A 12599-nucleotide genomic window follows, 5' to 3' on the forward strand; every position below is an offset into this window, starting at 1 on the left:
CGGCCCGTCCGGGGAGCCCAGCCGAGGTCTTGACGCTCCCCATCCGGCGCAATAGGCTCATTTGCCTGGATAGGCCTCGAACATAAGAAGGGATCTGAAGCTCAGAATGTCGAACGAACAGCCAGACGACTTGATGTCGGTGATTTCTGAGGTATTCGCTCCCCTTGAGGTCTCACTTGAGAGCACCTTTGACGAGCTCGGAGCCACCTCGGTATCACTGCTTCGTCTGATGGTATCGATTCAGAGCAAGTTTGATGTCGATCTGGATGTTGTCGACATGTTCACCGTGGATGACATCGGTGATCTCGTCCGGCTCGTCGAAGAGCGGATCGCGCAGATCTAGCGGGGATTGTGGAGCGGGCTGACCGGGACGGCAGGGCCCGGATGGTGGCGCGGCTGCGTTCAGGGGCAGCGGCGGATCCGGCCACCGGCCGCGGAACGCTGCGAGCGAGAACAACCGGGATGGCCTGCTGACATGCGCGCCATCCCGCCCGCATGAGCTCCGGCTTCCGCGTCCATCGCGACCGTCGACGTCGGCCACTCGGCCAGGACCGTCCGGAGCCGGCACCGACATCACGAACTCAAGTTCAGCAGCCACTGCCCGACCGCCAAGGGGGAAATCGTGACCGCGCGCCCAGATGCGAAGTACTTCCTGTCGAGCTACATCTCGCCGCCCGACAGTCTGTCCGTCATAGCACCACGCCATGATCAGAATATTGCGCTGTGGCGCAGTTGCGACTCGCGGGTCGAACTGGTCAGGGTATGGGAACTCGAGCGGATCAGCGGGCAGAAGCACCACTACTGGCCGCTCTTCACGGTGGACCGGTACAACCGGGTGCTGGCCGAGTTGCTCGCGACCGAGGGACTGTCCCTGGAGGATGTGAGTTCGTCCTGGGGTACGCCCGGCCTGCCGCACCACGCAGAAATCAAGGTGCCGGCCGGCAGCGAGGACTTTCCGATTCACAGCCTTTCCCACCTCTACAGCGGCCTGCTGCTCGACTCCGACGTATTTCGCAATCAGACGATCGTCGGATTGGCGGTGGACGGCCGGCCCGACTTCGGCCTCGACCGGACGGGCAAGAAGTACTGGTATGCGGGCTGCGTGTCCCACAAGGGCGACGTCGACTTCGCTGCCGTCGAGTCACCGGCTCCCATCTATGACGCCGCATCGGCCGAATTCGGCAAAGAGCCCGGCACCCTCATGGCACTGGCCTCGGCGTGCCCCACCGAAATCGCCTTCGACACCGATGCGGCCGTGCAGGCGCTGCAGCTGTTCGGCGGCCGGCGCATACCCTTGCTCGACACACTTCCGTTTGTTCAAGCCGTCATACGTGCGGCCGAATCCCAGCTGCCGTCGCTCGAACTGGACAGTCGCTTCACCGAGCAGGAACACCTTCAGTCCGCCGTCATGAAGGTCGTCCAGACGGCTTGCGAGCTCGTCATGGTGCGGAACATCGACCGGCTGCTCAGCTCGGGAGCGGTGGACCCGCGTGAGGCATACCTCTCACTGAGCGGGGGCTTCGCCCTCAACTGCCCGACCAACTCCTTCCTGCTGCGCCGCTACGGCTTCAAGGGCCTGCTCATTCCGCCGTGCGCCAACGACTCCGGTCAGGCTCTCGGGCTCGGCCTCCTCGGCTTCGTCGGTGAAGGCCTGCTCCCTGCCGGTGATTTCCAGCTCGGGACGCCCTATCACGGCTCCCCGCTGACCGACGTCGAGATCGCGTTGCGGCACTTCGACGATTTCATCGAGGACGTCCAGGACTTCACGGACGCCCAATTCGTCGAGGACATCAGCAGCGGACCGCTGGTGTGGGCGGACGGGGCAGCCGAGATCGGCCCGAGGGCACTGGGCCATCGAAGCATCCTCGCCGATCCCCGCTCCCCCCGGGCGAAGGACCTGCTGAACGAGTACAAGAGTCGGCAGTGGTGGCGCCCCGTTGCTCCGATCGTCCTGGAGGAGCACACCGGCGAGTGGTTCGAGGATCCCTGGCCTTCGCCCTACATGCTCGAGACGGCGTACGTCCGCGAGTCCAAGCGCCGGCTGGTCCCGGCAATTCTTCATCTCGACGATTCGGCCCGGCGGCAGACGCTGAATGCCGAGACCAACCCCCTGCTCCACCGCGCGATAGAGGCGTTCGGGCTGAGCACGGGGATTCCGATGGTGTGCAACACGTCCCTGAACGACAAGGGCGAGCCGGTGGTCGACACGGCGGCACAGGCCCTGAACTTCGCCATCCGCAAGGGCATCGCCGTCGCCTACATCGCCGGCCGCCGGGTTCGGCTGCGCACGGACGCCCGCAACCAGAGCCCGGTCCCCACGCGCCGGCACGATCGCCGGGAGGAGCTCTTCGCGGGCCAGGAGCAGGATCGTGACCTGATCTGGGACTCCTGGCTCGAGTCGGGCTACAGCACCACGGCCATGGTCCTCCTGTCCCGCTCCCCTGAGCTGCGCGACCAAGGGCTGGCGACGCCCGACATGGTCAACAAGCTGGCCGACGTCGCGAGTTCCCGCGACAAGAGCGGCACGCTGGACCTTGCCGCGGCGAAGCATTCCCGCATGTTCGGGCCGACCGCTTTCTTCGACACCGAATCCCAGGAGGGGGCGGCCTTCTGACTGCCCGCAGGCGTGCCGGCGGCGAAGCCACAGTCGGGTGGCCGCCGGGTCAGTGGCCCTGTCGCTGATGTTCGGAAGGATCTCGACAGCCGGGATGGCCTGGACAACGCAGGCCATCCCGCCCGCGCGATCGACGGCCATCTCGCCCGGCCCCAATCGCGAAACGGACATCAGCCCACGTACCACCCTCGTACGCTATTTGTCCTGTTCAGAAGGCTGCCGAGGGTAATAGGATTGCAGTTGAGGGCCTTCTCGCGCAGGATGGCCCAGGTTGGCGAAGCGGCTGCCGGCCACGGGGGTGCGCACACGCGCTATCGTCCCGTTCCCCATGCTCACCGGCTTCGGGAACGGTCGTCCGCACCACTCTCCGGCTGCCGAATTACTGAATCGCAGTCGAATGATCGCGCTTCAATACTGCCCGGCACGTGCCTCGCCCTCCGCTGCTCATCGGCTCGATCGATGATCGTGCCGCCGTGACCGGCTTTGCTTCAGCAGTATGGAGAATCAAGGCAGTGAACAGAGAATCGCTTTGGGTACGGACCTCCGACGTGGCTTACATGAGCGAGGACGGACGGGCCGAGCATCCTTCGCATGCGGTCGTGACCGAGCGGATTGCCGCACTCCACTCAGCGGCGCCGTTCGAGCTGCTCGACTGTGGCGTCCTCTCCGGGGTCACGTACCGCCATCTGCTGCAGGCTGGCCTGGAGGTCGACTACACCGGCATCGACATCGGCGAGGCCGCCATCGCCGACTGCCGCGAGCTCCACCCCCAGGCGCGCTGGCAGCAGATGAGCGTCACCGACCTCGCCTTCCCCGACGGCTCGTTCGACGTGGTGAACTGCCGCCACGTGCTGGAATGCCTGCCGTACTACGAGACCGCCGTCCGCGAGATGTTCCGGGTCGCTCGCCGCACGGTGGTGATCTGCCTGTTCCAGCTGCCTCGGGAGCCGGAGGTGCTGCTGCGCCGGGAGACGGCCAACGGCTACATCTGGTTCAACCGCTACGCCCCCGGTCCGTTCGAGGCGCTGCTGCACTCGCTGTCGGAGTCGGTCGAGATCGTCGACGTCACCGCCGACAACGGCCGAAACCGGGTCTACTTCTGCACCAAACGATCCGCGTAGCCGTGGCCCCATCCGGCAGGACAGGTGACGTTCGTCCTCGCCCCGACCTTCTCAAGGCAGCCTCATGACACTCCCACACTCCGCAACGCCTGTGACCGGTTCGGACAGTGGCGGGCAGCTCGCCGAGTTGCCCGGCGCGCCGGAACTCCCGCTGGACCGGGCGCATCCGGCCCAGCGGGATCTCCGCGCCGGCTCGGTGCCCTTCGTGGTGCCCGCCGCAGCAACGGCCGTGCTGCGGAAGCTGGGTGAGGCCTGTGGCGGGGGGCTCCCGGCGGCGGCCTTCGCCCTCTACCTGGTGCTGCTGCACCGGTACAGCGGGCAGTCCGAGCTCGCGGTCGGGGTGTCCAACGGCACCGAGGTGACCACCCCGGTCCGGGCCACGGTCGGCGGAAGCTTCCGGGAGCTGGTCCAGCTGGCGGGTGCCCGGCTGGCGGAGGCCGAGCAGGCCCGTACGGCCACGCCCGTGCACCTCTGGCCGGGCTTCTCCTGCCGATCGGCACCGCGAGTGGCCCCCGAGACCACGTCATGTGACCTGAATCTGCAGTTCTCCGACCTCGACGGCGAACTGACCGGCCGCCTGGTGTTCGCGACCGATGTCCTCGATCCTGCCACCGCCCGCCGCGCAGTGGAGCACCTGCTGCGACTGCTCGAAGGCGCGACGGCCGACCCGGACCGGCCGGTGGCCGAACTCCCCCTGCTCACCGCCGAGGAGGAGGGCACCGTCGCCGCGCTGAACAGCGTCGCGGGCCGGCCGGCGGACCAGGGCTTCCACCAGCTCTTCGAGGCGCAGGCCGCCCGCACCCCCGATGCGATCGCGGTACGCGCGGAGGGCGCCGCCCTCAGCTACCGCGAACTCAACTCCCGAGCCAACCAGTTGGCCCACCTGCTGCGCGAACTGGGGGTCGGCCCCGAGGTGACCGTGGGCCTGTGCGCCGATCGCGACGTGCGGCTGATGGTGGCCGTGCTCGGCATCCTCAAGGCCGGTGGTGCGTACGTACCGGTGGATCCGAGCGACCCGGTCGAGCGACGGGACGGCATCCTCGGCGACGCGGCCGTGCAGGTCGTGGTGGCGACGGCTCCGCTCGACACCGGGCACCAGGTGATCCAACTCGACGCCCACCTCGGCGTGTTGGCGGGCCTCCCGACGGAGAACCCGCCCATTGAGCGGTCGGCCCGCGCCGACGCCGCATACCTGCTCTACACCTCCGGCTCCACCGGAAAGCCCAAGGGCGTGGTGATCGAGCACCGGCAGCTGGTCGGCTACACCCACGCCGTCATCCAGCGGCTCGGCATCGACGGGCCGCTCAGCTTCGCGATGGTGCAGCCGCTGACGGTGGACTCCAGCGTCACGGCCTTCGCACCGCCGCTGTGCACGGGCGGCGAGGTACAGCTGATATCCCGCGAAAGCGCGCTGGACGCAGGGAAGTTGGCCGACTGGGTGCAGACCTGGGGGGTCGACTGCCTGAAGATCGCGCCCTCCCACCTCCGGGCCCTCCAGGCCTCCCCTCGCTTCGCCGAACTCCTGCCGCGCCGCCTGCTCGTCATCGGCGGCGAGGCCTCCGACTGGCGCTGGCTGCGCGCACTCCAACACCTCGCGCCGCACTGCCGGGTCGTCAACCACTACGGCCCGACCGAGACCACCGTCGGCGTGCTGACCCTCACCGTGGCCGACCACCCGGACGCCGAGTGGCAGACCGCGCCGATCGGCATTCCGCTGCCGGGCACCCAGGCCCACGTCGTCGACGCCGCAGGCCGGCCCACCCCGGTCGGCGTGGCCGGGGAGCTGCTGATCGGCGGTGTCAACCTCGCCCGTGGCTACCATCGCCGGGACGACCTCACCGCTGCGGCCTTCGTCCCCGACACCCTCGGCGGCCTGCCCGGCGCCCGCCTCTACCGCACCGGCGACATCGTCCGCCGCCTGGCCGACGGGACGATCGCCTTCCTCGGGCGGCGCGACGACCAGATCAAGGTACGCGGCTTCCGGGTCGCACTGGGCGAGATCGAGGCCGCCTTGAAGAGCCATCCCGAGGTGCGCCACGCCATCGCCGTCGTCCGCGAGGACACCCCCGGCGACCGGCGGGTGGTCGCCTACATCGAGCCGCACAGCACCGAGTTCAGCACGGCCGGGCTGGAACGCCACCTGCGGGCGCGGCTCTCCCCGCACATGGTCCCGCAGGCGATGGTGACACTCGACCGGCTGCCGCTCTCCGGACACGGCAAGGTCGACCGCAGCAAGCTGCCCCGACCCGCCGAGCCTGCCGACACCGCCACACCGCTGCCACCGAGGAACGAGCTGGAGCGGCTGGTGGCGAGGGTGTGGCAGGAGGTCTTCCACGCCGAGGCGGTCGGCACCGAGCAGAACTTCTTCGACCTCGGCGGGCACTCCCTGCTCCTGGTCGAACTGCACCACCGGCTCCGGGCCGCGACCGGCCAGGAGATCGAACTGCTCGACCTGTTCCAACACACCACCGTCCGGGCCCAGGCAGAGCTGCTCTCCCAGCAGAAGCAGGGGGCGGCACCCGCCACCACCCGCGGCAGGGGCGCGCAACAGAACGCCCTGTTGAAGCGCCGCCAACAGCAGCTGCAAGCGAAGCGAGGTCACCATGAGTGAGCACTCCCCCGAGGTCGACCCCTGCCTGGATGCTGAGCCGAACTCCGAACCGGCCGATGACTTCTCCGAGTTCGAGGACAGCCTGGACATCGCCATCATCGGCATGGCCGGCCGCTTCCCCGGCGCCCGCTCGGTCGAGGAGTACTGGAGCAACCTCAAGGCGGGTGTCTGCTCCGTGACCCGCTTCGAGGACGAGGAGCTCGCCGCCCGAGGCGTGGACGCCGCCACCCTCGCCGACCCGAACTTCGTCGGCGCGGGCTACGTACTGGCGGACAGTGAGAAGTTCGACGCCGCCTTCTTCGGTTACTCCCCGCGCGAGGCCGAACTCATGGACCCGCAGCACCGGGTACTGCTCGAATGCGCCTGGGCCGCCCTGGAGAGTTCCGGACACGACGCCGAACGCCACGACGGCATGGTCGGCGTCTACGCCGGTGCGGGCAACAACACCTACCTGCTCTTCAACATCGCCTCCCAGCCCGGCGCCGCGCAGATCCTCGGCGACAAGCAGACGGTGATCGGCAACCGGCCGGACTTCCTCGCCAGCCGGGTCTCCTACAAGCTCGGTCTGGAGGGCCCCGCCCTCAACATCCAGTCCGCCTGCTCCACTTCGCTGGTCGCCGTGGTCGAGGCGTGCCAGGCACTACTGGCCTACCAGTGCGACACCGCGCTGGCCGGTGGCGTCGCCGTCGACGGGACGCGGAGCAAGGGTTACGTCTACCGCCCGGACGGCATCTTCTCGCCGGACGGCTACTGCCGCACCTTCGACGCCCGCGCCCAGGGGACAGTGGGCGGCGACGGCGTCGGGATGGTCGTGCTCAAACGCCTCAAGGACGCGATCACCGACAACGACCACATCCACGCGGTCATCAAGGGCTCCGCGCTGAACAACGACGGCTCCCGCCGGGCCGGGTTCAGCGCGCCCAGCGCCGCCACCCAGGCCGGCGCCATCTCCACCGCGCTGGCGAACGCGGACGTGCCGGCGCAGAGCATCGGCTACGTCGAGCTGCACGGGACGGCCACCATCCTCGGCGACCCGATCGAGTTCTCCGCGCTCGCCTCGGCCTACTCCGGGGTGCGGGAACACAGTTGCGCTCTCGGATCCGCCAAGACCAACATCGGTCACCTCGACTCCGCCGCCGGGGTCGCCGGACTGATCAAGACCGTGCTGGCCGTGGAGCACGGGCAGCTGCCGCCCACCCTGCACTTCGAGCGGCCCAACCCCCGGATCGCCCTGGCCGGCAGCCCGTTCTACATCAACACCGAGCTGCTGCCGTGGCCCGAGGGCGAGGGCCCGCGCCGCGCCGGAGTCAGCTCCTTCGGACTCGGCGGCACCAACGCCCACGTCATCCTTGAGCAGGCCCCGGAACTGCCGCGCAGGGCCGAGCCGGCCAACGGCACCGAGCAGTTGCTGGTGCTCTCCGCCAAGAGCCCCGAGGCCTTGGAGGCGGCCACCGACCAGCTGCACGACCACCTCCGGGCGCACCCCGAACTGCCGCTGGCCGATGTCGCGTTCACCCTCCAGCAGGGCCGCCGGGCGTTCCCGTGCCGGCGGATGCTGGTCAGCGGAAGCACCGCGGAGGCGCTGGAGGCACTCGACGCCCGCGATGACGGCCGCCTGCTCACCGCGACCGCGCCCGAGGCCGCGCACCGGCCGGTGGCCTTCATGTTCACCGGTTTCGGCACCCAGTTCCCCGGCATGGCACGCGAACTCTACGCCCAGGAAGCCGTGTTCAGGGCTGCGCTGGATGAGTGCGCGGGGCTGCTGGAGCCGCTGCTCGGCACGGACATCCGCGAGCTCATCCTCACCGTCGACGAGTCCGCGGCCGCCGCTCCCGGGCAGCCCTTCGACTTCAGCCGACTGCTGCTCCAGCCGCAGCGCAGCGAGCACCCGCTCGACCAGCCGCGCCTCGGCTACCCCGCGGTGTTCGCCCTGGAGTACGCACTGGTCGAACTCTGGGCCGCCTGGGGAGTCGTGCCCGAGGTGATGATCGGCCACAGCCTCGGCGAGTACGTCGCGGCCTGCGTGGCCGGGGTCTTCTCACTGCCGGACGCCCTGCGCCTGGTCGCGGAGCGCGCACGGCTGATCGAGGAGCAGGGTGAGGGCGCGATGCTCGCCGTGCCACTGTCCGAGCAGGCCGTCGCCCGTTACACGGACGCGGACGTCTGCCTCGCCGCGATCAACGGCCCGCAGACCTGCGTGCTCTCCGGCACCGTCGAGGGCATCGACCGGGTGGCCCGCGAGCTGCTGGCCGACGACATCGCCACCCGCCGTCTGACCAGCCGCTTCGCCTTCCACTCCCCGATGATGGACCCGGTCGTCGAGCGCTACGCCGAACTGGTCCGTTCGGTCCGGCTGAACGCTCCGGCACTACCGTTCGTCTCCAACCTGACCGGCACCTGGATCACCGAGCACGAGGCCACCAGCCCCGAGTACTGGGCCCGGCACGTCCGGGAGAGCGTGCGGTTCGCGGACGGCCTGGGCACCCTGTGGTCCGTCCCGGACATCGCGATCATCGAGATCGGCCCCGCGCCGACCCTGACCCCCGGAGCCCTCCAGCACCCCGCCGCCGCCGGCACCGACCGGGTCGTCGTCCCGTCACTGCCCGGCGCCTTCCTCGGGCAGAGCGACCGCGGCGCACTCCTGCGGGCCGCCGGACGCCTCTGGCTCGCCGGACGGGCGCACCCCTTCCCGGTCCCGGCCGAGGTCAGGCGGGTGCCGCTGCCCGGTTACCCCTTCGAACGGCGCACCTACTGGCTCGAACCCGGCACCGCCCAGCCCGGCGGCGGCTCGGCCCAGCAGCGGCGCGGCACCCTGCCGCAGTGGTTCTACGCACCGTCCTGGCAGCGGCTCGCCGCCGCACCACAGCCCGCCGAGGCGGACCTGGCCGCTCAGCGCTGGCTCGTCTTCGCGGACGGGACCGGTGTCGGCCACCGGCTCGCCGACCGGCTCGAAGGTCTCGGCGCCACCGTGCGCACGGTCGTCCAGGGAGCCGAGTGGCAGCACAGGAGCGAGCGCGAGTACGTCCTCGACCCCGCCCAGCCGGACCACTTCCACCGACTCGCCCAAGCCCTGCGCGCGGAGGGGCCCCTGCCCGGCCGGGTGGTGCACTGCTGGAGCATCGGTGACGACGCCGAGCGGGCGACGGCACCCGAGGACGTGCGGGCCCTGCTGCACCGCTCCTTCGACAGCCTGGTCCACTGGGTCCAGGCCACCGAGGCCGAGCTGATGACGCAGCAGCAGCGCTGGGACGTGCTGTCCACCGAGGTCTACGCCGTCCTCGGCGGCGAGCCGCTCTGCCCGCCCAAGGCCACCGTCCAGGGCCTGTGCAAGGTGCTGCCGCAGGAGTACCCCTCGCTCAGCTGTGTCCAGTTCGACCTGCGCGTCGAAAGCCGGCAGGCCGTGCCCGGGCTGGTCGACCAGTTGCTGGCCGACCTCGCCGCCCCGCCCGGCGAACGCACGCTCGCGCTGCGTGGACGACACCGCTGGGCGCCCACCTATGTGACCGGCGCGCCGCCCTCGCGCGGTGAGTCGCCGGTCCGCACGGGCGGGGTGTACCTGATCACCGGTGGCCTGGGGAAGATCGGTCTGCTGATGGCCCGCGCCCTCGCCGACCGGGCGAAGGTGCGCCTGGTGCTGCTCGGGCGCACGGGTCTGCCACCCCGGGAGAGCTGGGCCGATCCGCAGCACCCGCAGGCCGTGCGGTCGACGATCCGTGCCGTCCAGGAGATCGAGGCGCTCGGCTCCGAGGTCCTGGTGACCGCGACCGACGTCAGTGACCTCGCGGCCGTGCTCGCGCTGAAGGAGCGCGTCCTGAGGGAGTTCGGCCCGGTCGACGGCCTGCTGCACTGCGCCGGCACGACCGGCACGGCGGCCCACCGGGAGGTCGCGGTGCTGGGACCGGAGGAGGCTTCCTGGCACTTCGCCCCCAAGCTCTACGGCACCCAGGTGCTGCACGAGGTGCTGGCCGACCAGCAGATGGACTTCGCCGTCATCTGCTCCTCGATCGCCTCGCTGCTCGGCGGCCTCGGCTTCGGTGCGTACGCCGCCGCGAACGCCGCGCTCGACGCCTTCGCCCAGCGGCACCACAGCGCCGCCCTGCCCTGGACCAGCGTCAACTGGGAGGCCTGGTACTTCTCGAACGAGGACCGAGCCAACTCGGAACTCGGCGCTGCGGTACGCGAGTTGGCGCTCACCCCGGCCGAGGGCCGGCTGGTGGTCGACGCTCTGCTCGACGCGGCGCCCCAGCCGCAGATCGTCATCTCCACCGGCGATCTGACACTCCGTCAGGAGCTGTGGTCCGACCCGGTTGCCGATGCGCCGGCCCCGGCCCAGCGGCACGAGCGACCCAACCTGCGCAACCCCTTCGTCGCACCGAACGGCGCGACCGAACACCAGGTCGCGGAGATCTGGCAGGAACTGCTCGGCGTGGAGAGCGTCGGCGTGCAGGACAACTTCTTCGAACTGGGCGGCAGTTCACTGCTCGGCCTGCAGGTCGTCCACCGACTGCGTCAGGAGCTGGCGGTGGCGGTACCGCTGACCATCGTCTACGAGGGGCCCACCGTGCGCACGCTCGGCGCACTCATCGACAACCTCCGGGCCGCGCAGTGATGGCAGCAGGCGGTGACGTCGCGATCGTCGGGATGGCGGGGCGTTTTCCCGGCGCCGGGGATCTGACCGAGTTCTGGTCGAACCTGCGCGACGGCGTCGAGTCGATCGTCGCCCTGACCGACGAGGAGCTGACGGCGGCCGGCGTGCCACCCGAGGTCTTCGACCGGCCCAACTACGTCAAGGCCACACCCAGGTTCACCGGGAGTGACCTGTTCGACGCGGAGTTCTTCGGGTACACCGCCCGCGAGGCCGAGGTGATGGACCCGCAGCACCGGCTCTTCCTGGAGACGGCCTGGGCGGCCCTGGAGCACTCCGGTTACGACGCCGCCCAGTACGACGGCAGCATCGGTGTCTTCGGCGGCGCGGGTGCCAACCGCTACGTCCAGCACGTCTACTCGCACCAGCAGGTCGTGGAAACCCTGGGCCAGACCCAGATCCTGGTGGCGAACGAACTCGGCTTCCTGGCCTCCCGGGTGTCGTACAAGCTCGACCTGAACGGCCCCGCGGTCTCGCTGCGCACCGCGTGCTCGACCGCGCTGGTCGCAGCACACACGGCTTGCCGGAGCCTGCTCGCCGGGGAGTGCGACCTCGCCCTGTCGGGTGGCGTCCATGTCGACCCGAACCCGGGCACCGGCTACCTCTACCAGGAGGGGTCCTTCGTCTCCCCGGACGGGCACGTCCGCCCGTTCGACGCGGATGCCCGGGGCACGGTCTTCGGGACCGGCGTCGGCGTGGTGGCACTGAAGCGGCTGGCGGACGCGCTGGCCGACGGCGACACCATCCACGCCGTGATCAAGGGATCGGCCGTCAACAACGACGGTGCGGTGAAGGTCGGCTTCACCGCCCCCAGCGTGACCGGCCAGGCCGCGGTCGTCGCTGCCGCGCTCACCAACGCGGGCCTCTCGCCCACGGACATCGACTACATCGAGGCGCACGGCACGGGCACCTCGCTGGGTGACCCGATCGAGGTGCAGGCGTTGTCGCGGGCGTTCGGCAACACCGGATCCTGCGCCATCGGCTCACTCAAGGGCAACGTCGGCCACCTCGACGCCGCCTCCGGCATCGCCGGCCTGCTCAAAACCACCCTCGCCCTCACCAACGAACTCCTGCCCCCCTCACTCAACTACACCCACAGCAACCCCGACATCGACTTCACCAACAGCCCCTTCCACGTCCAAACCCAACCAACCCCCTGGCCCCGCACCGAACACCACACCCGCCGCGCCGGAATCAGCGCCTTCGGCTTCGGCGGCACCAACGCACACCTCATCCTCGAAGAAGCCCCCCACCAAGAACCCACCCCCACCAGCCCCCACCCCACCGAAACACTCATCCTCTCCGCCCGCACACCCCAAGCCCTCGAACAAGCCACCGACCGACTCGCCACCCACCTACGCCACCACCAACCCAACCTCGCCGACGCCGCCCACACCCTCGCCACCGGCCGCCACACCTTCCCCCACCGCCGCACCATCACCGGCCACACCCCCGACACCATCGCCACCGCACTCGAAACCCGCGACCCCGCCCACCTCACCACCACACACACCACCGGCAACACCCCACCACTGATCTTCCTCTTCAGCGGCCAAGGCTCCCAACACACCGGCATGGCCCACGACCTCTACCAACACGAACCCACCT

At 69.8% G+C, this 12599-nt stretch carries 6 protein-coding genes; all 6 read left to right on the forward strand.

What is annotated here, in order from left to right:
* Positions 1 to 106 precede the first annotated feature (106 nt).
* Positions 107 to 343, forward strand: coding sequence for an acyl carrier protein (locus ACFZB9_RS24290; protein WP_391450359.1), 237 nt, complete (start codon positions 107 to 109; stop codon positions 341 to 343).
* A gap of 279 nt (positions 344 to 622) precedes the next feature.
* A complete protein-coding gene (locus ACFZB9_RS24295) occupies positions 623 to 2614 on the forward strand; it encodes a carbamoyltransferase C-terminal domain-containing protein (RefSeq protein ID WP_391450361.1) in 1992 nt (663 codons plus the stop codon).
* 599 nt (positions 2615 to 3213) lie between these two features.
* On the forward strand, positions 3214 to 3735 hold the full coding sequence (locus ACFZB9_RS24300; RefSeq protein ID WP_391450363.1) for a class I SAM-dependent methyltransferase: 522 nt from the start codon (positions 3214 to 3216) through the stop codon (positions 3733 to 3735).
* Between the two features lie 91 nt (positions 3736 to 3826).
* Positions 3827 to 6346, forward strand: coding sequence for an amino acid adenylation domain-containing protein (locus ACFZB9_RS24305; RefSeq protein ID WP_391450365.1), 2520 nt, complete (start codon positions 3827 to 3829; stop codon positions 6344 to 6346).
* Complete coding sequence (locus ACFZB9_RS24310; RefSeq protein WP_391450367.1) at positions 6339 to 10955, forward strand: SDR family NAD(P)-dependent oxidoreductase; 4617 nt, start codon at positions 6339 to 6341, stop codon at positions 10953 to 10955. The genes ACFZB9_RS24305 and ACFZB9_RS24310 overlap by 8 nt, the downstream gene beginning before the upstream one ends.
* Positions 10955 to 12599: type I polyketide synthase (locus ACFZB9_RS24315; RefSeq protein WP_391450369.1), on the forward strand; the 1645-nt coding region annotated here is incomplete at its 3' end. The genes ACFZB9_RS24310 and ACFZB9_RS24315, both read left to right, overlap by 1 nt.

The organism is Kitasatospora sp. NPDC008050 (assembly GCF_042957465.1).
In the GTDB taxonomy this organism is placed as follows: Bacteria; Actinomycetota; Actinomycetes; order Streptomycetales; family Streptomycetaceae; genus Kitasatospora.